General features: G+C 54.3%; 18 protein-coding genes and 1 pseudogene. 6 read left to right on the forward strand and 13 right to left on the reverse strand.

Going from position 1 to position 21327, the window contains the following annotated elements; translation table 11 throughout:
• Nucleotides 1-937 precede the first annotated feature (937 nt).
• The 9 genes and pseudogenes from VAE57_RS16705 to VAE57_RS16745 all read right to left on the reverse strand — a co-directional run bounded on the left by VAE57_RS16705 (nt 938) and on the right by VAE57_RS16745 (nt 8368).
• Complete coding sequence (locus tag VAE57_RS16705; protein ID WP_322822989.1) at nt 938-1633, reverse strand: metal-dependent transcriptional regulator; 696 nt, start codon at nt 1631-1633, stop codon at nt 938-940.
• A gap of 221 nt (nt 1634-1854) precedes the next feature.
• Nucleotides 1855-2220, reverse strand: coding sequence for an antibiotic biosynthesis monooxygenase (locus tag VAE57_RS16710; RefSeq protein WP_322822990.1), 366 nt, complete (start codon nt 2218-2220; stop codon nt 1855-1857).
• 16 nt (nt 2221-2236) lie between these two features.
• Nucleotides 2237-3301 (reverse strand): iron ABC transporter permease, encoded by a 1065-nt coding sequence (locus tag VAE57_RS16715; protein WP_322822991.1) that lies wholly within the window; start codon nt 3299-3301, stop codon nt 2237-2239.
• A pseudogene (locus VAE57_RS16720) lies at nt 3298-4362 on the reverse strand (heme/hemin ABC transporter substrate-binding protein). The gene VAE57_RS16715 and the pseudogene VAE57_RS16720 overlap by 4 nt, the downstream one beginning before the upstream one ends.
• Nucleotides 4343-5158: a heme ABC transporter ATP-binding protein gene (locus tag VAE57_RS16725; protein WP_322822992.1), complete on the reverse strand. Its 816-nt coding sequence runs from the start codon at nt 5156-5158 to the stop codon at nt 4343-4345. The pseudogene VAE57_RS16720 and the gene VAE57_RS16725 overlap by 20 nt, the downstream one beginning before the upstream one ends.
• 186 nt (nt 5159-5344) lie before the next feature.
• A complete protein-coding gene (locus VAE57_RS16730; RefSeq protein WP_322822993.1) occupies nt 5345-7024 on the reverse strand; it encodes a b(o/a)3-type cytochrome-c oxidase subunit 1 in 1680 nt (559 codons plus the stop codon).
• A gap of 39 nt (nt 7025-7063) precedes the next feature.
• A complete protein-coding gene (locus VAE57_RS16735; RefSeq protein ID WP_322822994.1) occupies nt 7064-7552 on the reverse strand; it encodes a cytochrome c oxidase subunit II in 489 nt (162 codons plus the stop codon).
• The gene (locus VAE57_RS16740) at nt 7549-7710 is read right to left on the reverse strand and encodes a hypothetical protein (protein WP_322822995.1); all 162 of its coding nucleotides are present in this window, start codon (nt 7708-7710) and stop codon (nt 7549-7551) included. The genes VAE57_RS16735 and VAE57_RS16740 overlap by 4 nt, the downstream gene beginning before the upstream one ends.
• A gap of 16 nt (nt 7711-7726) precedes the next feature.
• A complete protein-coding gene (locus VAE57_RS16745; RefSeq protein ID WP_322822996.1) occupies nt 7727-8368 on the reverse strand; it encodes an SCO family protein in 642 nt (213 codons plus the stop codon).
• 905 nt (nt 8369-9273) lie between these two features.
• On the opposite strand from VAE57_RS16745, the gene VAE57_RS16750 reads away from it, so the two are divergent.
• Nucleotides 9274-10758, forward strand: coding sequence for a phytoene desaturase (locus VAE57_RS16750; RefSeq protein ID WP_322822997.1), 1485 nt, complete (start codon nt 9274-9276; stop codon nt 10756-10758).
• 540 nt (nt 10759-11298) lie between these two features.
• Here VAE57_RS16750 and murJ read toward each other — a convergent pair.
• The gene (gene murJ / locus VAE57_RS16755) at nt 11299-12864 is read right to left on the reverse strand and encodes a murein biosynthesis integral membrane protein MurJ (RefSeq protein WP_322822998.1); all 1566 of its coding nucleotides are present in this window, start codon (nt 12862-12864) and stop codon (nt 11299-11301) included.
• A 101-nt stretch (nt 12865-12965) separates the two neighbouring features.
• Here murJ and rpsT point away from each other — a divergent pair, with 101 nt between their 5' ends.
• Entirely contained in the window at nt 12966-13250 is a 285-nt protein-coding gene (gene rpsT, locus VAE57_RS16760; RefSeq protein WP_322822999.1) for a 30S ribosomal protein S20, read from the forward strand.
• A 104-nt stretch (nt 13251-13354) separates the two neighbouring features.
• On the opposite strand, the gene holA is transcribed toward rpsT, so the two are convergent.
• The 3 genes from holA to VAE57_RS16775 are packed head-to-tail and all read right to left on the reverse strand — an operon-like array spanning nt 13355 to nt 16932.
• On the reverse strand, nt 13355-14326 hold the full coding sequence (gene holA / locus VAE57_RS16765) for a DNA polymerase III subunit delta (RefSeq protein ID WP_322823000.1): 972 nt from the start codon (nt 14324-14326) through the stop codon (nt 13355-13357).
• Nucleotides 14301-15446: a hypothetical protein gene (locus VAE57_RS16770; RefSeq protein ID WP_322823001.1), complete on the reverse strand. Its 1146-nt coding sequence runs from the start codon at nt 15444-15446 to the stop codon at nt 14301-14303. The genes holA and VAE57_RS16770 overlap by 26 nt, the downstream gene beginning before the upstream one ends.
• Before the next feature lie 10 nt (nt 15447-15456).
• A complete protein-coding gene (locus VAE57_RS16775) occupies nt 15457-16932 on the reverse strand; it encodes an NEW3 domain-containing protein (protein ID WP_322823002.1) in 1476 nt (491 codons plus the stop codon).
• A 362-nt stretch (nt 16933-17294) separates the two neighbouring features.
• Between VAE57_RS16775 and VAE57_RS16780 the strand changes: the two genes are divergently transcribed.
• The 4 genes from VAE57_RS16780 to VAE57_RS16795 all read left to right on the forward strand — a co-directional run bounded on the left by VAE57_RS16780 (nt 17295) and on the right by VAE57_RS16795 (nt 21018).
• Complete coding sequence (locus VAE57_RS16780) at nt 17295-17615, forward strand: DUF4342 domain-containing protein (protein WP_322823003.1); 321 nt, start codon at nt 17295-17297, stop codon at nt 17613-17615.
• Nucleotides 17616-18163: 548 nt separating this feature from the next.
• Nucleotides 18164-18784, forward strand: a complete 621-nt coding sequence (locus tag VAE57_RS16785) for a hypothetical protein (RefSeq protein WP_012258277.1) — start codon at nt 18164-18166, stop codon at nt 18782-18784.
• A 7-nt stretch (nt 18785-18791) separates the two neighbouring features.
• Nucleotides 18792-20192, forward strand: a complete 1401-nt coding sequence (gene miaB / locus VAE57_RS16790) for a tRNA (N6-isopentenyl adenosine(37)-C2)-methylthiotransferase MiaB (RefSeq protein ID WP_322823004.1) — start codon at nt 18792-18794, stop codon at nt 20190-20192.
• The gene (locus VAE57_RS16795; protein ID WP_322823005.1) at nt 20170-21018 is read left to right on the forward strand and encodes a tetratricopeptide repeat protein; all 849 of its coding nucleotides are present in this window, start codon (nt 20170-20172) and stop codon (nt 21016-21018) included. Before miaB ends, VAE57_RS16795 begins: the two co-directional genes overlap by 23 nt.
• The last annotated feature ends 309 nt before the right edge of the window (nt 21019-21327 follow it).

Consider the following 21327-nt stretch of genomic DNA (forward strand, 5'->3'; position numbering starts at 1 on the left):
TAACGGTTGGGAACGAGTTCTGGAGTGGTATTGTATCACACCGTCTGTTCGGTGCACCGGGTGAGGCCGGTGTTGGACGTACTGCCTGGCAATGATCGGTGAACAAGAGTAGCAGCGGCGAGCGCTTGGGAGAGAATACTGGAACATACGGCACCCCTGAACGAGATGGCGTCCTGTATATAAACCGGTTCAGGAGCGCAAAAGTTACACGGCAAAAGATGGTGAGGTTGTACGATGACCGTATGAGGGTGTGGTTAGTGTGTAAGATGCACCGGTGGATAGTTCACCTGGCATTCACAAGGGCTGCCCTCCTTCCAGGAGCACGCATGTTGTGGTTGGGCCTGGGCATAGCACCACTGAGAACAGCGAACGCATGCCCCGCTATCCAACGACCACCCTGCGCTGCTCCTGAATGCGGCTGCACGTGAACCAGCCAGTGCGTCTGCAACGACCCACCAGTGACATACCCTGTTTCAGCACGGGCATAGCAACCTGAGCGATACATAGCGTCAGTCAAGATTCGGTATGATAACCCGGCTTGCTACCTTTGTCACCACAGAGACACGGAAGACACAGAGGATGGGGGTAATCCAGGTTGTCACCGTGAGACGTGACGAATCACGCCCATGGGAACTGACTACTAGCCACATGGTTCATACAGTGATGCTCCACGGTGTTGTGCACAACATCGTGCCGTTCATCGTAGCAGTTAGCCTCACGTGGCCTGCTCACAACGTAGGTGGCAACTTGGGTTATATTTAAGAGGTATTCGATACCTGAAATGAGGAACGATCAATCAGCACTGTTTATAGCTGAATTGTTTATGACCTAAACGCAGTATTCTTATGTCTAATGAAGTGTAAAGATCAATCTCGCCACTGCTCCTGGTGTCCACGTTATCGAGAATATCTTACTTTCTGCTAAGAGACGGAGAAAACTATTCAACAACGACAAATAACGCACTGGCAATCCGCGGCCCCAACACCAGCACTCGCTGATCCACTACAATCACATAGCGCTGGAAGGGATCGGGCACACGTACAAAGCTACGTCCCGGCAGAAGTTCATGACTCCACAATCGCTGTAACAGATGCGTTTCATAGCCAACCCACTCGGCAACACGAGTGAGACAACAACGCTGACCCATCGGTGCATTCGTTAAACATACCTCCGTTGTTGCCAGAACACTGCGCCCAGGGATCGGATTACCATGCGGGCACACTGTCGCATGGCGGGTTAATTCAATCACACGCTCAAGAAATAGGGGCGAAACAACCGGCGCTAGCCGGGCAGCCTCGCGATGAACAAATATCCAAGGTACACCAACCACATCCAACAAAAACCGCTCCAACAAGCGATGACGGATGATCAAGTGTCGGGCCAGCAAATAACCATTCGCGGTTAAAACCAATCTCCCTCGCTCTTCAGCCGTAACCAACTGGCGTGTAAACAGATGTTGTAATGTCTGCAACAACTGCTCAGGCTCAATATGTAAACAACGCACCAACTGGTCAGCAAAGACCGGCTTGTCGTGTTCAGACAGATCGGCCAGAGCGAGCAGGCAGGTGGCTTCAGGTGCGGCGAGACGCATGGTTCCTTGTACGAAAAAGAGCGGTAGATGGGAGGTAACCATGAATGACGCTCCTGTTGAATTGCAAGCAGCCTCCCTGTCGGGTTATGACATCAACAAAATTATGTCGATTTGATATAAGTCGGCGTCATGTAGGTACTAGAAGTGACTGCACGACGCCGATCTACATTCAATGAATAGAGTTTCCTCTCGAATGCACGAGGTAGTTATCCGCGCTCAATGCCAGATACCGATCAGTTTGATCATTGCCAAAACCGTAAGCGTCATCTCTCGCGATGCACTTTGAACGGCTTCCCCCGTGGCTCAGGCACCAAGTCGGGCCGGGTTGTATCGAGAATAATCTCGTGCAATTCAAGTTTATTGGGGGCAATGAATGCTTCTTTCGGCAATGTCCCGGAACGAGCGTGCCCCTGACGAAATTCCTCCGAGCGCACCCACGCTTCAAAGTGTGCCCGGCTCTCCCACGTCGTCAGCACGATGTAGGGATCCCCCGGATTGACCGGACGGAGTAACTGGTTACTGATGAAGCCAGGCATTCGATCCACCAGACGGGCACGATTGCGGAACGTCTCTTCAAACAGGTCTGCATAGTCGGGATGCACAAAGATGCGATTTGCAGTTGTGATCATGCTATCTCCTTACGTCTCAACTGAACCCGTAATGTCGGCGTGTACGCAAGATCAGGGCCAAAAAGAATGGCCCACCCGCGAATGAAGTGAAAAGTCCCACCGGAATCTCAGCCGGCGCTGCCAGTGTGCGTGCCAGCAGATCGGCCAGGATCAACAGGGTTGCGCCACCAAAGGCACAGGCCGGGATGAGCCAGCGATGATCGGAGCCGATAGCCAGCCGCACCATATGGGGAACAATCAGACCGATAAACCCGATTGGCCCGGTCAGCGCGACCGCTGCACCGGTCGCCAGCGCCGCCATCAACACCGCTGCTCGCTTAATCCACTCCACATTCACACCAAGATGGCGGGCTTCCGCCTCACCCAATGCAAAGAGATTGAGATAGAATCCCAGTCTCGGTGCTAACACGAGCACGATCAGGATTGGAGGAGCCGCAGCCAGAACCGTCTCCCACAGCGCTCCTCCCAATCCACCCAGTGTCCAAAAGACAATCGAACGCAATTGAGCATCGTCGGCAAGGTAAGTTAGCAGACCAGTTGTTGCCCCGGCCAATGCATTAAGTGCCAGACCAACCAGCAAGAGCATCGCCACATCGGTTCGACCATGCCGGCGCGACAGTCGGTAAACGAGCAGTGTCGTTGCAGCACCGGCCAGGAATGCAGCAACCGGTAAGGTGTAGATGCCAAATACCGCCAGACCACTAATGATGGTGAAGACAGCGCCCAGTGCCGCTCCGCTACTCACTCCGATCAAACCAGGGTCGGCCAGGGGATTACGAAAAATCCCCTGCAAGAGTGCGCCACTCACTGCTAGCGCCGCCCCGACCAACCCGCCGAGCACGACTCGTGGCAGACGAATATTCCACAGTACTGCCATCTGTTGTTGAGAAACCGCTGTTTCAACTGAAACACCGATCTTACTCAACAGAATGGCTACTACCACATCTGGCGGAACAGCCACCGCACCGATACCGACCCCTAACAAGAATGCTACTGACAAAACCACTGCCAGTATCGGCAATAACCAGCCTCGCCCAGCAAAACGTAAGCGATGACCAGGAGCAACAGACGTTGCGCTCATGATCCACCCGCTTGTGCTACAGCATCTTTGAATGCCGCCACCAGTTCTGCTAATGCCTGTCCAGTCCGTGGCCCCATCCCCAACAGATAGAGATCATCGAAATCTATCACCCGACGCTGTTGGCCGGCTGGCGTGTCGGCAAGACCGGGAATTTGCAGGAGGCCATCAACACCACCAACCGACTCCAGGCCTTTGGTGAGCACCAGAATGACATCAGGTTGCGCAGCGATCACAACCTCTGCACTCAACGGCGCGTAGTTTACGATACCGGCCTCAGTTGCCGCGTTAACACCACCGGCGGCGGTAATCATGGCATCAATCGCAGTATTGGCACCTGCCACCTGCTGAACATCAGTCCCTCGCAGATAGAGGAACAATACACGGGGTGGTCGAGGTAGCGTTGCAGCATCGGCGCGAGCACGCGCAATCTCAGCCTCCACCTAGCCGGCAAGCTCGTATCCTTGTTCAGGAATACCGAGGGCGCGGGCCACAAAGAGTATCTTCTGCATCGGCGCATCCATCGTCGGCGGATCAGCCACCAACGCTACCGGAACACCTGCCGAACGAATCTGCGCCAGCGCCTCGGGTGGGCCGGCAGCCTCATCACCAATCACTAGCGTCGGGTTCAAAGCCAGAATACCTTCGGCATTCAAACGCCGTTGATAGCCAATGTTAGGCAGGGCTTTGGTCTTCTCGGCAGGATACGTCGCACTGGAGTCGACACCAACTACATAATCACCCATTCCCAGTGCGAAGATGATCTCGGTAATATCGCCGGTAAGGCTGACGATCCGGTCAACGGACTCAACCACCACCGTCTCACCCTGATAATCGGTCACCGTTGCCGGTAAAACAGGCGTAAGTACAGCCGTGGTCGGTGCGGGTTCAGCGACAGGCGCTGTCGTTGGCGCAGGAGCAGCAGTCGGCGCGGAAACAGCAGTAGGTATCGCTGTTGGTTCAGGTACTGCTGTCGGTACTGTTGCTGTTGATCCGGCTCCACAAGCGCTCAGCAAGACCAGTACAAGAGCAAAGGTTAGCGACTTAACGAGCTTCGGCCACATAGGTATATCTACTCCCCGTCATATCTTCTGGTAAGCTCAAAACAAGAGGTGTCGCCGCTCGCGGATGCGGTTGCACCGTAACCGGCACACCATACACATCGCTTAGCAACTCAGCGCGAAGTACCTCCCATGGCGTTCCAAGTGCACATAGCGCACCTTGATGCATCAGTCCAATACGATTGGCATAGAGTGCAGCCAGATTGACATCGTGCAAAACAATCAGAGCGGCGCCACCCTGATCGGCTGCACGACGGGCGAGGTGTAACACTCGATGCTGATGACGCAAATCAAGAGCCGCAGTCGGTTCATCGAGTAGCAGAATCGGCGTGGTTTGGGCCAGCACCCGCGCCATCTGAACCCGTGCCTGTTCGCCACCGGAAAGCGTCGGCAAGGGACGTGCAGCAAACGACGCTGTTTCTGTTTGCACCAAAGCTTCCTGGGCGATGGCCCGATCATGATCGCTTTCCGCATAACCCCGTAAATGCGGCGCCCGACCCATAAGTGCCACTTCCAGCGCGGTAAAAGGGAACGTCACGACAATTTGCTGGCGTAACACGGTGCGCCGTTGCGCCTGTGCCAGCGCCGACAGTTGGTGAAGTGGCTCGCCTTCGAGCCAGATTTCACCGCTAGTAGGAGGCAAATCGCCGGCCAGCAAACTCAAGAGCGTACTTTTGCCAGCACCATTCGGGCCAACCAGAGCAACAACCTCACCGGCAGACAGGGTCAGCGATACCGACTGCACCAGCCAGCGTCCGTTAACGTGATAGCCAATATCTTGTGCAACCAGGAGTGTCATAAGCGGTGACCATTGTTTGGGTATGTACTAAGCGACGCTATTAGCATAATCTAATTTAACTATTTTGTCAACTAAAAACAGTAAAAATTAAACGTTTGCATTGCCCGGTAACTACCGAAATCGTTCGGAAAAGAAAAAGAGGCAGGCGTTTGCCTGCCCCTCGTCTCACCGCTGAACCGGCGCTCTTTACCAGACACGCCGTCCTGGTATGTCGAAGGTTGCCGTGCTCAGGATGTCAATAATCGTCGGCAGATAGTTAATCAAGATCAACACCGCAGAAACCGTCGTCCACACCAGCAATCGGTCGAGAATTTTTGGTGCATCTTCCGGGCCGGAGAGGGCACGCGCAAAGGTAATATCGGGCACTTCGTCCAGTTTCTTTCCTCGTGTCAGCGTCATAATCATATTGAGGTAGTAGAAGATAGCACTGACAAACATAATCAGGCCGCCGATCATGGCAAAGAAGAGGAAGAAGCGCCATTCGTCTTGCACATACGGTGCACTGCCGATGTCGGTACGGCGTGGCATTCCGCGCAGCCCCAACTCGTGCATGAAGTGCGAGAAGAGTCCCATACCCACAAACCAGAGCCACGCCTGCGCCACACCCAGGCCCTTGCTCCACAGAGCACGACCGGTCAGGTGCGGTACCAGCCAGTACGTAATCCCCATAAAGCTAAGTGCCACCGCTGTGCCGACGGTCAGGTGGAAGTGACCGGAAATCCACGAGGTATTGTGAACGACCAGATTGATGTTGTACGATGCATTGACCAACCCACCAATGCCACCGAAGGCAAAGAGCATCATTGCCACAATCTGGGCTGAAATCTCGGGTTTACCCCACGGCAGGTTGAAAATCCAGGCCAGCCAGCCTTCACCGCCGTTACGCCGCCCCGCATATTCCAGTGAGGCGACAACGTTGAAGAAGGTGAGCAGGCTGGGAAAGAAGACACCGAAGGTAAAGATGGCATGCACCAGCTTCCAAATCTCCGAGATACCCGGATCGGTTACCTGATGATGCATACCGATGGGGATTGACAGAATGAGGAAGAGAATGAATGAAACACGCGCCATCGGATCGCTGAATAGCTTGCCGCCAGCCTGCGCAGGCACCAGCGTGTACCACGAAATGTACGCTGGCAACAGCCAGAAGTAGACAATTGGGTGACCGGTGAACCAGAAGAGGGTGCGTGCCAGCACCGGATCGGTACCGCCAACCAAACCCAGCGACCACGGAATCACCAGGAAGATCATTTCGCTAGCGACGCCGATCGTCGAAATCGTCCACATCAGCATGGTCACAATCGCCATAAATGCCGGTAGTGGTGTGCGTTGACCGGGATTATCGGCCAGCCATGCGTTCCGGGTGAGAATCATGTTCACCAGCAACAACCAGGTACCAGCCACCACCAGCGTCAGCCCAATGTAGAACAGTGAGTCAGCTTTCAGTGGTGGATAGAAGGTAAACATCACGGTTGCGTTATTGGTGAGCAATGGGATTGCTGCCAGCAACAGGCCGGCAACCATGACCCATAGTGTAGCCCACGCCAACCGGCTGTTGGCCAGTGGTCGATTGAGCGCTTTAGCAAAGATGTAGGTCAAAAAGCCGATGATGTAGAAGGTGGTGAAGACGAGAACGTTCAAGACCCCGTGAACGGTCAGACCCTGGTAGTAGCCACCAGGCAGGATAGGTTTGACCGGCGTATAGAGATCAAGCCCGTTGTAGCGCAGGATTTGCAACACACCCATCAAGCCGCCTACTGCCAGCGCAGAAAAGGCGATGAAGATGTTGATCCCGGCGAGCTTACGCTCCACACTCAAGTCGGCGCTGATTGCCAACGGGCGGGCACGTGCTGCGATACTGGCCATGCAATTCTCTCCTTGTATTCCAGCCGAGCGCTCTATCGCTCAGTTCACGATGACTTTACCGAACATGACCTGATGACCGGCCCCACAAAACTCGTGACACACGATCAGGTATTCGCCAGGTTTATCAAACGTCGCCGTCACGCGCGAGATTTGGCCCGGAATAACCATCACATTGATCGGGGCGCCCTCGATTTTGAAGCCATGGATCACATCTTTGCTGGTCAGAATGAAGGTAACCTTTGAACCGGCAGGAATCTCAATCGTATTCGGCGTAAACATGAAGGTCTGCGCCAGCATGATTGCCTCATAGCGCCCAGGAGCAATCTCGCGGAGTCCGGTCTGACTGAAGGTAGCATCAGCACCAGCTGCCACTGCACTGACACTGACCCTTCCCGCAGACGTAGGCACACGCACACCTACCGCAAAAGCGGTTACCAGAATGGCGACCATCATCGAGACTGGTATCGCGACACTGGGAAGAATCCAGGCCACCTCAAAGAGATAGCTGATAAATTTTTTGTCTTTCATGACGCTGGTATCCCTCCATTGTTCAACAGGGTCAGATAGACTTGCATCCATAGGATGCTCAATGCGAGCAAGAATCCGAGCGTGATCATGAGCGCACCACGTGGCGGTTCATGATCGTCATCGTGCTCGTCGTCCGACGGGCGGTGATACTCTGCCATGCTGTCCTCCTCGTTTTTACTCCGGATAACACACAAATAGATGAGACGCTTCGTACACGAGCCGCATGGCTCCCTGGCTGCCCATCTCACGGGTGATGAGATCGATGTCGCGCAGGGCGGTAGCCAGAGGTGGCCCTTCAGCCGGGTACGAGGTGCGGATCATCCCGCTGGGATCAATCAGAAACGTTCGTCGCTCAGCGTACAACTTGCCATGCTCGTCAGGTTCGGTGTAATACACCCCAAGACCACCACCGACGATCATTTTTATTTCTTGTGGATCGCCGGTCACAAACCGCCAGGTTTGCGGATCCACCCCCAACTCGCCCGCCAGTGCTGCAAGGTCGGCCGGTGTATCGTGAGCAGGATCGAGCGTGATCGTAAGAAAGAGAACCTCGCTTCCCAATCGCCCACTATTCTGAAGCAGCTGTCGCAATTCAAGTAACCGCCTTGTCTGTCCGGCACATTCGTCACCACACCGACGATGCATGAGACTGACAAAGACCATCCGCCCTCGCAGATCACTGTCGAGCAAGCGCGTGCCCCGTTGATCGGTGAGTGCAAACGGTGGAAACGGTTCACCGCGTGGTAGCACTTTGACCGGACGGGCAACGACGAACCAGATCAGTGTTGCCAGCAGTCCGGCCAGTAATGTTGACATCAAGGCTATTCCCAGGCGCATGCTGAATCCGTCTAGCTATACGCTCTCGCAAGTCGAGTATACAGGTCTATTGCCTACAGCAGAGTAAAGCGGCTATAACAAGCAGTTGTAGTCTTACAACTGTTTGCTCTTGTATTCACCGTGAATTCAACCACGATATATGAATAATTCGTCTCGTGCATAGCAACGTCGCTACACCAAATTGTTATGCCGGGGTTTTCGATGGGAAGCGCACCAACCTTATGTGCGACAACGACTGTGCACTGGCCCCCTGGTAACCATGTCACTTGTTCACTTTCGCCTCGCGCTACATATTGTTGGGTATGACTCCTCTGAGGGTTTTATGTCACCACAGAGTCAAAGAGGAAGAAGTAGAACTTATTTCATAAAGCTGCGCGGTCGTGCTCCCAGCCTGTCGCATAGGTGTATGAACGTTTGTCAATCACCAACGACAACATTCTGCTCCCGGTCTGGCTCGGTTGCCTTACCCGCCTATCATCCCCGTGTCGTGCGATGTGGGGGGCGGTAGCGTGACTACCGCCCCAGACGCGCTTCGGGTCAGGCGCGTGTTACGCCGTGTACCCTGCCGGTCACGACGATGCTGTGGGTGCTCGTCACGATCATGTCGTCTGTATGTAATCAATGAGATAACCTTTAGTACTTCTGTGTGCTCCGTGCCTCTGTGGTTTACCTACACCTGACAAAGAGCGATCTCTGCCCATTGACGATTGTTCAAGTTATTATGGTTACGTATGGAGCCTGCATACCCCATCCGGTTGTTATCCTTTCACTTCACGGCAATAAATTCTTTCTACACACATGCACACTTCTCTTTACAATCGGCATGGCCGGCTTCCGTCTGGCGTTCCGGCACGCCACAGATCCTTTCCAGAGGTACTTGCGGTATGGGGCAGAAAAAGATTGTCGTGATTGGTAGTGGATTTGGCGGGCTGAGTGCAGCCATTCGCCTGGCAGCGCAGGGACATCTGGTCACTATTCTCGAACAGCGCGACCGTCCCGGTGGCCGGGCCTATGTCTACCAAACCAAAGGTTATACGTTCGATAGTGGCCCAACGGTGATCACCGCCCCCTTCATGTTCGACGATCTATGGCAGCTTGCCGGCAAGCGGCGAGAAGATTACTTCACGCTGGAGCCTTGTCGCCCCTACTATCGCCTTTTCAATCACGAGGGCCGCTATCTGGAGTATGGGGAAGATGAAGAGGCATTGCTCGAACAAATCCGTCAATGGAATCCGGCTGATGTTGAGGGGTACCAGCGCTTCATCGCCAGCACTCGCCCGATCTTTGAGAAAGGTTTCAGTCTCATTGATAAACCGTTTCTCCACATTGGCGACATGCTGCGCGTAGCGCCCGATCTGATTCGCCTCAAATCGTACCAGAGCGTCTATCAATTCGTCTCGCAGTTTTTTCAGGATGATTTTCTCCGCCGTTGCTTTTCGTTCCATCCGTTGTTTATTGGCGGTAATCCCTTCGATGCGACCTCTATCTACGCAATGGTGCATTATCTCGAACGGCGTTGGGGAGTGTACCACGCTCGCGGCGGAACCGGCTCGATTGTAAAGGCGATGGTTCAACTCTTTACCGAACTCGGTGGTCAGCTTGAGCTGAATGCGAAAGCTGTTGAGCTTGTGATCAATGGGCGGCGTGCCCAGGCAGTGCGCACGCAAGATGGCCGGTTGTTCCCTGCCGACGTAGTGGTATCGAATGCCGATGTACCACAGACGTACATGAGCCTCATTCCACCTCGTTACCGCAAAGTGCAAACCGACCGACGGCTCCGTCGGTTACGTTACAGTATGTCGCTGGCTGTGATCTACCTGGGCATTAACCGCCGCTACGACGATGGTCGGCTGGTGCAGCATAATATCATCTTTAGCGAGCGCTACAAGGGTCTCCTCGACGATATCTTTAACCGCAAGCGACTGGCCGATGATTTCTCGCTCTATCTGCACCGACCCTCGCACAATGATCCAACGATGGCACCTCCTGGCCATGAAGCGCTCTACCTCCTCACACCGGTACCCAATCTGGCAGCGCCGATTGACTGGTCTGTCGCCGGGCCACGCCTACGCGAGGCAATTTTGACCTTCCTCGAAGAGCATTACATGCCAGGGCTACGCCAGCATATCGTGGTCGAGCACATGGTCGATCCGCGCTATTATCGCGATGCACTCAATAGCTATCTAGGCGCTGGCTTCTCAATTCAGCCCATTTTGACGCAGTCGGCCTGGTTCCGCCCGCACAACCGCTCAGAAGACATTGATAACCTCTACCTGGTTGGTGCCGGTACCCATCCAGGCGCCGGCTTACCCGGTGTGATCGCATCAGGAGCAATTGTCGCCAATCTCGTCAGCCAGGAACAGGCGTGAGAGAGCAGGAGGGGAGGGACAGTCCTGTTTTCCCTCTTCTCCTCTCTGTGCACTCTCTATGGTGTTCATCCCAAACCCGACCTTACCACCAATCGCGTCAGCCAGGAACAGGTGTGAGAGAGTAGGAGGGGAGGGACATCAGAACTTATTTCATAAAACTGTGCTGTCGTGCTACCCGACCATCATCCAGGCTTATGAACGCTTGCCAATCACCAACGACAGCATACCTTGCTCCCAATCTACCGGTATGGAAGCGAGGCGGTCTGGTGACCATCGCCAGGTCAATCACTCGTTGGATTAGTTGTCTTGCCCGTTCGTCATGTGCGTGTCACAGCGTTTGGAGTGCGGCAGCCGTGCTGCCGCACCAGCCGTGCTTCGTGTCAGGCGCAGGTCACGCCGTTCACTCTGCTGGTCACGGGGATACTATATGTATTCGTCACGGTCAATGAGATAACTTCTAACCCCTCTGCTCCTCTCTGTGCCCTCCGTGTCTCTGTGGTGTTCATTTCTCATAGCACTAGCGGCTTTCAGTTCGCTCACTTACCTGGCGAACCGTCGTCTGATACTCTCGAACAACACATACAGTGCCGCCCCACCCCCACCCAATCCTATCAGCCCGGCGAGCAAACCCGGAAGATCGTCCGGCCAGCGATACGCAGAAAGCGGCGTCGCACCGGGTATCAGCTCTCGCATATACCACCAGCCCAGGCCAATAACCACGCTGGTAATGAGGGAAGCAATCATCCGCTTCCACAAATCTGGCGCATACCAGATACCCGGCAAATGTCGTCTCAGCACCATCGCGAGCAACAGCGCCTCAATCGAATTCGCCATACTGAAGGCAATAGCCAGACTACCAATATCCCCGCCTCGCGCCAGCAATACCATCCCCAGCGTGATATTGATTGCTACCTGTGTCAGTCCAATCAACACGGGCGGCCAGGTACGTTGCATCGCGTAAAAGGTGCGGATCATGATTTCTGAAGCAGCAAACGCCGGCAAAGCAAACGCATAGCCGGTCAACGCGGCTGCGGTATATTGCAGAGACACTGCATCAAACGCCCCACGTTCAAACAGCACACGGGCAAGGGCCGGGCCAAGCGTAATCAGCGCGGCAGTTGCCGGCAGGGTCAACCAGAGAATCCGTCCCAGCGTGGCCCGCACATCGTCCGTCAATTCCGGCAATTGCCCCTCTGCGACCAGCCGGGCCAGACGAGGGAAGGCAACCGTGCTCAGGCTTAATGCAAACACACCATACGGCAGCAACATTAATTGATACGCCCAACGCAAACCGGCCAGTTTGGCATCACCATCAGGCAAACGAGCTGCCAGCGCAAGCGTTGCCACAATACTCAGGTGGGCTGCCGCCTGACCAATAACACGCGGCCCCATTGCACGGGCGACTCTCCCCAGCTCTGGCAAGTGACGACCAAGGTGCGGTCGCAAGTGCATCCCTAGATCGTGTAGTGCCGGTATCTGAATGCACAAATACCCCAACGCGCCAATGACAACCCCCCACGCCATGCCCCAAATGCCCAACCATGGTGCGCATAATGCGCCGGCGGTAATACCGAGGTTGTAAATACTCGGTGCTAACGCAGGCATGGTGAAACGATCCCGTGCGTTCAGCGCAGCCATTGCCAGGCCACCCAAACCTAACAGCAACGGCGAGAGCAGGAAGAGCCGGGTAAGTGCTACAATCAGATCAAGCGTCGCCGACGAAAACCCCTCTCCCCCATACAGCAGTGGCACCAGCCACGGCGCGGCCAGGAACAGGATGGCACTGGCAACGCCGAGAATAATCAAGGCCCAGGTCACAACCGCTCCGGCCAGCTCCCAGGCTCGTGCCGGATGTGCCCGTTCCCACAATTCAATAAACACCGGAATAAAACTACTCCCCAACGCCCCACCGATAATCACCAGATAGAGTAGATCAACCGTACTGATAGCAGCACCGTAGGCAGCCATCTCAGCCGAAGTACCAAAATAGTATGAAGCCACGATGTCCCGCATCAACCCGGTTAGCCGGCTCAAGATAAAACCACCCATGACGATCAGACTGTTACGCTGAGCGCTCAGACGGTGGAGGACGGTACTCAGTTGCACGGTCGGCGTTCCTATGCTATACTTCAGAACTAGCGCGGCGAGCGCTTGCTCGCCGCTTAACGTGTCATATAACGTGCCAATTATATCCGAGGAGTTTGACCTTGGCGAACACGAAATCGGCAAAAAAGCGAATTCGGAGTGATGCGCGCAAGCATCTGCGCAATCAGTCGTACCGCTCGCGGGTGAAGACGATGATCAAGAAGGCTGAGCAGGCACTCGCAAATGGTATCGTTGATGAGACTGCTCTGCGTTTGGCCTACAGCACCATCGACAAGGCAGCAGTAAAAGGTATTATTCACAAAAACAATGCTGCTCGCCGTAAATCGCGGTTAGCCCAGAAGGCCAAGAAGGTCGCGCTGACTGCTCAGGCTGGTTCTGCAGCGTAGGTTTGGGTAAGGGCAACACTTTCTGCAAAGCAGTGTTGCCCTTTTTCTTTCATCATTTACAGGCAGACCCTTTTTTTTCTTAACTGCTACGCCTGTGAGAGCTGCTAACGCCTCCCCACCTCTTGCGGCATCTGACACACTTCCACAACGAATAGTTCAAGTGCTGTTTCTGCCTGTATTCGTCCGGTCTTGATCGCATGATCAAGTTCGAGCAGACGATCATGGGCATGCGTCAGGTCGGCAAGGCTGAAATTACGCGCCTGTTCAGTTGCCTTTCGGGCCACGAATGGCTTCAGGTTCAGCTCGGCAGCAATCTCATCAGCGCGATGCCGTTGACTGAGCAGTTGCCTCACCTGCAAAAGAATCCTGATCTGGCGAGCCAGCATGAAGAGCACATAGGGTGGCGCCTGCCCATCTTCAATCAACGCCCGTGCGCCGCGTAATGCAGGCCGTAACCGTCGCGAACTTAATTCATCGAGAAATGCAAACAAATTTTGCTCTTGTTGGTCGGTAACCAGGCGATCTACAGCATACAGATCGATCTTCCCATTGCGCCCCACATAACTGGCCAGTTTGGCCAGCTCGTTCGCCAGTAACCGGCTATCATTCCCTGCCAGTTCAACCAGACGTTGGGCTGCGGCAGGTTCAATCGTCGCATGCAACATCTTCGCCCGCTGTTCAATCCAGCGGAGTAACTCTGCTCCCTGGAGCAACGGGAATTCACGAACAACACCATGTTTGCTGAGGTATGTAAAAAGCAGGTGTCGGCGATCAATCTCTTCCTGCTCCACAAACACCAGATCACAGGTTGTCGGTACACGCTCGCAATAACCACGTAATTCTTCGCGCCCCTTCCCGGCTTTACTATGCTTCAACGCATCGTAGACGATCACCAGACGCCGCTCGGCAAGAAACGGATGAGCCTCACATGCCGCAACCAGTTGTTCGATGGTCAGCTTTCGTCCATCAAGCACACTGATATTGAGGTCAGCGACCTCTGCGGGCAAACCGGCCCGTAACTCAGCCACCGCCTCACTGCGCACCAGTTCATTAGGTCCGTAAAACAGGTAAATCATGGTTATTCTCTGCATCAAGGGCCTGAGCAATTGCCACTACAAGACGGGCAGCCCGATCGGCTAATGATGGATCGAGAACTGAAGTGCGCTGAGGTATGGCTTGAATGCTCAGGGTGCGAAATCCGCGCTTCCAGAATAGGGATAACAGATCATCATCGCTTGCCAGCGGACGCGGTTCGAGATCAATACCTGGATCGTTACGATCAGCGATCATTGCTAACTGAAAAAGGTGCGGATCGGCACTGATCTGACGAAAGACTCCGCTCCGACTAATCACCGTAAGTTGACCACCGGCAAGTGGCCCCAATCCAATGACCGACGTATCTGCCGGATCAAACGGATATCGTTCAAGCAACATCTTTACACCATTGTGATCGTAGTGTGCTGCACCAACGGCAACGGCCCACGCTTCAACGTGCTGTAGCGCGGGTAGGTGTTGACCGGCCAGTATCAGTGCTGCCAGTGCCGCCAGGCCACCATCAGGCTGGGACAATGGTGGCTGATGCTGGCATGCCCACCAAAAGCAAAATGCTCCACCCAGGCCCCCAATGGTCAATAGCCAACGCCATTCCGGCCATATGGTTGTACCAACGGCCACCAAGATTGGCAAACAAGCCACACTCAAACGGGCAAGCAAACCTTCATACGTTGGTGCCATAAAGATCGTTATACCACGCCAGGCTGGAGGCGTATCAAGCGGAGCCAGGATGATCAATCTGTGCTGTGGCCGGCGAGGGGTCTGGGTATCCGACTCTGTAACCGGACGCGCTGCTACAATGTTCTGACTGGTGTGCCGTCGTTGCCAGACAGGAAGTTGCGCATACAGCGTATCGACCAGTAACAGTACCATCAACCATGGCCCAAAGATCAATCCAACGAGTGGTTGCCAGCCGGTCAGCACTGTGATTATCACCAGCAGAAGTGCTACCGGTACAAACCGGCTTCCCGGACGATCAGTTGCCGGCCAGGATCGCGTATCAACGCTAAAGCCCGCCTGGCGCAGGCGGGCATTCATTTGGGCTGCTGCTATTGCTTCTGCCGCCGACGTTGCTCTCCGCGGGCCAATTTGTTCATTCAATTCAGCCAGTAAGCCGGCGCTGTCGATCATCCGAACCGGCATTGCTCTTCTGCTATGGTGTTGGTGTCGGTGTTGGTGCTGGCGTATTTGTTGGATCGGTTACCACCGGTGCTCTGATCGGCGTTGATGTCGCCGGTGGCACTACAGGATTGTCCGGCTGGCCGGGTAGCGGCGAAGCTGGCCGCTGGCAATCGGTTTGACCGGGCAAACAGAGTAACAAAACAAGATCATACCGGATAAACTGATTGCCAATATCACCAACATTTTTCACTTGCACAAAGTAGAAACCGTCAACGCTAGGGGAAAACTCAATTTGAGAGTCCAGCGTATTCCCTCCCGGCACGTCATCGTTGATATCAAGGATACTAACCCCATCACGATCAGCCAGTACTAGCACCGTATCCGCACCAGCCTGCGTATCATTATTGACTGTATTTGGCCCACGGTAGCGTCGGGTATCTGTGTAGATCACGTAGCGCTTCCCGGCCTTGGCAAAGAATGTCACCCAATCGGCATCACCGGTTGGACACAGGTGCCGATTTTCCTGCACTTCGTTAGACGTAATCAAACGTGCCTGCTCAGGCAAGCCATCTGGTTCAAAGATATCAAGACAGACCGACTCAGCAGTAGCTGGGGTCGGGCCGTAACTCTCGTCCAACAACACAATCACGTATGAATAATCGGTACCACCCCTACCGGCAGTATCACGTACTTTGATGTAATAAGTACCATCAGCCGGAATACGAACCGTGATCCGTGGTCGTGTATCACCGGGGTTGGGATTGGCCGGATCGCGATTGTAGAAGTCATCGTTAAAGGCCACCCGGTTCAACTGGCTATCGAGCAATTCTAATGAAAGGTCAATACCCGGCCGCATCACCGGCACATCAATCGTGTAAACCTTACCACCTACACCGCCAAAGAAGAGCCAGTCCTCATCGCCAGTCGGACAGATCACGTGTTCTTGCGGAATCTGGACATCGATACGTTTTGCCTGCGCCGGATTGTTATCTGGCTCGAAGCCATCGCTACAAATAAACGCCGGTGTTGGTGTGGACGGCACGGGAGTGGTTGTTGCCGTTGGCGTTGCCTGCGCAACCTGCACAATAATACGGAAGAGAGACGTGATACTTGGTGAACTGGTGCGAAATGCAGAGACATCTATGGTGTAGGTTCCAGGGGCAGCAGTTGCTGGGATGTCAAAGAAAAAGGTAAAGCTCTGCGTAGAATTGGCTGGAATGCTAATTGGCTGACCGGGCGAGATGGTCAACGGCGACCAGCCTGACGGCATATTGGCGGAAATGCCAAAATTATCTAAAGCTCCGCGGTTCTGCAGCGATGCATTAACGACCAGCGATATTTGTCCGGGTTGTCCACTGGTTGAAACCGAGGTTGGAATCCAGGAAAAGTCGATTGTTTGTGCAAGCGGTGCGGCAGTAACCGGAATTTTGGGAAGGGCAAGAAGCAATATCAATAAGGTCGTACATGCTGCGACCAGAGCGTTCCACGTGCGTGATGAGATGTTCATGCTACTTGCCGGCTCTTACTGCATACAAGGCAACGAATCCAGCTACATTATACAGGGAAGCCGGCATAGGTGTCAAACCTTTTGTGAGCTTCGCGACTACTTAGCTCTTGTTCATCCTCTATCGAAAAGAATTCACCGGCAGCGACGAGTGCTCTTTCTCTCCTTACACTGTTATCTCTCCATGGTAAATCGCCCCGGCTCTTAGTCCTCGGCGATATGATAAAAAGATCAAATATTAATAGTTAAAATATCTATACCTCAAGTAACCATCTTCTCCCTTGCTAAACCTGCCGGTAGCAGTATGCTGTACGGTAGGGAAGTGTATCTTGTTCAAGGCGCCAGCACGGCGCAGGAGGGGAACCATGGACATTACCACAGAAGTCGTTCATGGCTGGCGCTTGCTTACTCGCGTGCAAGAGCTGCTTGATGAACCAGATGTGCAGCAGTTAATCGTTCGCAATGAAGCGGGCGACTCGGTGATCGCCATCGAGGTGTCCACCATCCGCACCGGTTCCACTACGAGACCGGTTCTGGCTGCCGTGAAAGCCATCGTAGATGAACTGCCGCGTGTTGTTCTGGAAGTAGGACGAATCCCATCAGAACGTGCAGTAGGTGAATTGACTCGGAGCGAGGAATTAGATCGTGCCCTCGATATGGTTGAACCGGTGTTTGAACGCTACTAGGTATGTCTAATCGGCGGTGCCTCGCCTCGCTCATTCGGTGTCTTACCCCCACATACCATCCCGTCAACAGGTTGTTGGTGGGATGGTTCTTTGAATCTATCACCGCAATTAATCCCCAAAACGCATGCTCGTAACTCATATCAAATCCGGCTTACAAGCATTCAGCGCTCGTAATCGCACTATCACATTGGCGGTGACCTGAGCGCAGATATTGAGAACAGCGTCTCCACTGCGCACGCAGTAGGATCACGCACCGACTGTGGATGTAGCTTCCAGACCGGGCTAACCGTGACGCAAGTTTGGTATGGGGAAGCCACGCATCCGCTGTGTGTCCCAGCAAATGCCGTACCATACCCCGTAATCCGAGTCAGACCCTCCTCCACGACCACAAGCCCTTATGTGAACTGATCTCTCGTTTGAGTTGTCATACCAGATGATGCTCAACCTGGTTCATTCCCTTATCGTTCTACGTTTCCACCGATCAGCACAACCTTGTCCAAATATGGTATACTTTATTGTGCGTTTTGCGCTCAGTGAGGAGAACTTGTATGTCAACTCATGCTCCTGCCGAACTCGATCTGGCAGTTGCGTCCCTGATTATGGTGCGACCAGATGAAGATCGCGCCGAATACGAAGAACAATACGAGAGTGTGGCCGCCGTGCAGGATCAACTGCGCGAGCTTGGAATTGATATTGATCTGCTCAGCCAGCCCGGCGTCGAGGTCTGGGAAGGGTCAATTGAGACGATGGGTGCACTCTATCAATTGGCTCGCATGGCTGCCCACCTCGAACGTGGCAATGATCTGGCACCGATTATCGCCGACGGCCCGGTGCTTGAGGAAGATCTCGACCGTGCTGTGACTGATGTCTGGGATGAGCTGGTACCTAGCCGGTATCGTCATTTAATCAACTTGCAAGGCATCAATAGCTATTACCTGCCGGTCGATTTTGCCGATCCTGTCTATCTGCCGTTTGAAGACGACAATGGCGAGGAAGACCAGGCCTTCTTCGGCTCGTCGGTGCAATTGTTGCGTGAATTGTCGGAGCTGGCTCCACAGTTGATCAAGGCTGGTGTATCCCCACGTTCGGACGCTTTCCGCTGCCTTGAGTCGCTCCGCGAGGCAGCTCGTCAGAGCGTCGAGTGTGGCTTACCCGTCATCGTTTGGTAAGGGTTCCATGCAGGATGTGATCTTTTTCGACCAGCGCCCCCGTCCAGATCGTGATCAGACGCCGCGCGAGCGGCGCTATTACGTCTGGACTGTTGGGTGCCAGATGAATATCTCTGACTCTGAACGGCTTGAAGCTGCGCTGCAGGGTGTGGGCTATAGCCCGGCAACCCGTCCTGAAGATGCCAGCTTTATTGTGTTGAATTCGTGCAGTGTTCGCGCTTCAGCCGAAGAGCGTATCCTCGGCAAGCTCGGTGAGTTGGTCCGGGTTAAGCGGCAGCACCCCGATACCCGGATTGTACTCTGGGGTTGTATGGTTGGGCCCAATAATCGCTCCATCTTCGCCGACCAATTACCGATGGTTGATCATTTTGTTTCACCTTCGGCTGTCGATGAGGTGGTAGCCCTGGCGCCTAACCCCATCTACACGCTTGACGAGCCGGCATTGCCCGTGCGTGACTGGAGCCATCCGCCGGTATCGGTGCATGTGCCCATTCAGTACGGCTGCAATATGACCTGCTCCTACTGCGTGATTCCGCTTCGCCGGGGTCGTGAACGCTCGCGACCACTCGCCGAGATTGTCGAAGAGGTGCGCCGTATCGTGGCTCGTGGCGCGAAAGAAATCACGCTCCTTGGTCAGATCGTCGATTCCTGGGGCCACGATCTGCCCGGTCGTCCTGAACTGGCTGACTTGCTTGAGGCTGTTGATCCCACGCCAGGTTTGCTGCGCCTGCGCTTCCTGACGTCACATCCGGCCTGGATGACCGACCGTCTGATCGAGACGGTTGCCCGTTTGCCGCGTTGCCAGCCGGAGATTAATCTGCCGGTACAGGCTGGTTCTGACCGGGTCCTCAAGCTGATGCGTCGTGGCTATACGGTTGCTCGCTACAAGACGTTGATTGCCAAAATTCGCGCCGCGATCCCTGACATTTCACTAACGACCGACATTATCGTTGGTCATCCCGGCGAAACTGAGGATGATTTCCGTCAGACAATGGATCTGTGTGCTGAAATCGGTTTTGATAAAGTCCATATCGCGGCCTTCTCTGCCCGTCCTGGCACACGGGCTGCTGAACAGGAGCAAGACCCGGCCCTCGCTGTACCACCTGCCGTGAAAGAAGAACGACGCCGACGGCTCGAACAGTTGCAAGAGCAAATTGCCACCGAACGTATGGCTCGCTTCCTCGGTCAAACGGTAGAGGTATTGGTTGAGGGTGAAAGCAAGGGGAAATGGCGTGGTCGTACCCCTGGCAACCGCCTGGTCTTCTTCAGTCACCCTGCCGATCTAACCGGTCAGTTGGTGCCGGTGAAGATCACCGCTACCAGTCCATGGTCGTTGCAGGGAGTGCCGCAATTAGATGACTCTGTTACTGCTCAATCCAAGGAGAATGGCCTTGTCAAAGCAAGATGAAAAGATGCGCATTCGCCGCCGCTTGCAAGAAAAAGCCATTGAACTGGCTGCCCTTAACCGCTGGCAAGAGGCGGCTGATTTGAACCAACAATTGTTGCGTGTAGGCGAGGATGTTGAGACCTACAATCGGCTTGGAAAAGCGCTCTTCGAGCTGGGCAAGTACGCCGATAGTCACCGTGCCTATCAGAATGCATTGCGTCTGAATGCAGCCAATCCCATTGCGCGCAAGAATGTGGCACGCCTTGAAGCGTTGCTGGCCCGAGGTATCACCGAAGCGCCTATCACCCGCTCGACTCGCCAGCAAGTGGATATGCGCATGTTTATTACTGAGACTGGCCGCACTGCGCTAACCTCGTTGGTTGATGTGCAACGCGGTCCTGCGGTAGATGCGCTGATCACCGGTGAGAAGGTTGAATTGCGGGTCGAAGGCAAGATGGTGTATGTTGTCGATCTCGATGGCAACCTGATCGGACGTATCGAGCCGAAGCTAAGCCATCGTCTCGTTGAACTGATCAACGGTGGTAATCGTTACCTGGCAGCCGTGGTGCAATCAGACTCGCGCAACGTTCGGATTCTGATTCGCGAGGTGTACCAGGACCCGAGTCAGCGCGGTCGGGTCTCATTTCCCGGTAAGCTGGGTGAAGGTGCCACAATCCTCTCCTCGTTGCGCTTCGATGATTACGAAGATGTGCTCGACGAAGAGGAATTGGTTGAAGAACCAGAAACGTTCGATGATGACTTCGTCGGTAGTGATGATGAGGAAGAGATCGGTCTTGATGAAATCGATCAGGACATGGGCGATGACGACGACAACCTTGAAGAGTAGGATGTTCGTCTGAGACCTGTAATCTGCATAAACACCGGGCGATAGACGTATCACCCGGTGTTTTTTTGTACGAGATGCGCCTCGTGCTGAGGTGTGCCACCGGCGAGTCAGTAGGGGTGACATTTGATATGAGAACGTATCTCATATAGTGGAGAGCTTGTCAGCGTGGCTGCTGCAACAGCCACGCTGACAATCAGGTGCGTGTAATACCGTTTACCCTGCCAGTCACGGGTATGCTGTGTGTTCTCGTCACGATCAGGTAGCCTGTCAGTAATTAATGAGATAGCTTGTACACAAGTGGTACAACGT

The sequence above is a fragment of the Chloroflexus sp. genome (assembly GCF_034434295.1).
GTDB lineage: Bacteria > Chloroflexota > Chloroflexia > Chloroflexales > Chloroflexaceae > Chloroflexus.

Coding starts and splice junctions, on each gene's coding strand:
- VAE57_RS16785 (WP_012258277.1), top strand. CDS start 18,164: ATGTCAACTCATGCTCCTGCCGAACTCGATCTGGCAGTTGCGTCCCTG.
- VAE57_RS16775 (WP_322823002.1), bottom strand. CDS start 16,932: ATGAACATCTCATCACGCACGTGGAACGCTCTGGTCGCAGCATGTACG.
- VAE57_RS16735 (WP_322822994.1), bottom strand. CDS start 7,552: ATGAAAGACAAAAAATTTATCAGCTATCTCTTTGAGGTGGCCTGGATT.
- VAE57_RS16750 (WP_322822997.1), top strand. CDS start 9,274: ATGGGGCAGAAAAAGATTGTCGTGATTGGTAGTGGATTTGGCGGGCTG.
- VAE57_RS16705 (WP_322822989.1), bottom strand. CDS start 1,633: ATGGTTACCTCCCATCTACCGCTCTTTTTCGTACAAGGAACCATGCGT.
- miaB (WP_322823004.1), top strand. CDS start 18,792: ATGCAGGATGTGATCTTTTTCGACCAGCGCCCCCGTCCAGATCGTGAT.
- VAE57_RS16780 (WP_322823003.1), top strand. CDS start 17,295: ATGGACATTACCACAGAAGTCGTTCATGGCTGGCGCTTGCTTACTCGC.
- VAE57_RS16725 (WP_322822992.1), bottom strand. CDS start 5,158: ATGACACTCCTGGTTGCACAAGATATTGGCTATCACGTTAACGGACGC.
- VAE57_RS16730 (WP_322822993.1), bottom strand. CDS start 7,024: ATGGCCAGTATCGCAGCACGTGCCCGCCCGTTGGCAATCAGCGCCGAC.
- VAE57_RS16770 (WP_322823001.1), bottom strand. CDS start 15,446: ATGCCGGTTCGGATGATCGACAGCGCCGGCTTACTGGCTGAATTGAAT.
- holA (WP_322823000.1), bottom strand. CDS start 14,326: ATGATTTACCTGTTTTACGGACCTAATGAACTGGTGCGCAGTGAGGCG.
- VAE57_RS16795 (WP_322823005.1), top strand. CDS start 20,170: ATGGCCTTGTCAAAGCAAGATGAAAAGATGCGCATTCGCCGCCGCTTG.
- VAE57_RS16740 (WP_322822995.1), bottom strand. CDS start 7,710: ATGGCAGAGTATCACCGCCCGTCGGACGACGAGCACGATGACGATCAT.
- VAE57_RS16745 (WP_322822996.1), bottom strand. CDS start 8,368: ATGTCAACATTACTGGCCGGACTGCTGGCAACACTGATCTGGTTCGTC.
- VAE57_RS16710 (WP_322822990.1), bottom strand. CDS start 2,220: ATGATCACAACTGCAAATCGCATCTTTGTGCATCCCGACTATGCAGAC.
- VAE57_RS16715 (WP_322822991.1), bottom strand. CDS start 3,301: ATGAGCGCAACGTCTGTTGCTCCTGGTCATCGCTTACGTTTTGCTGGG.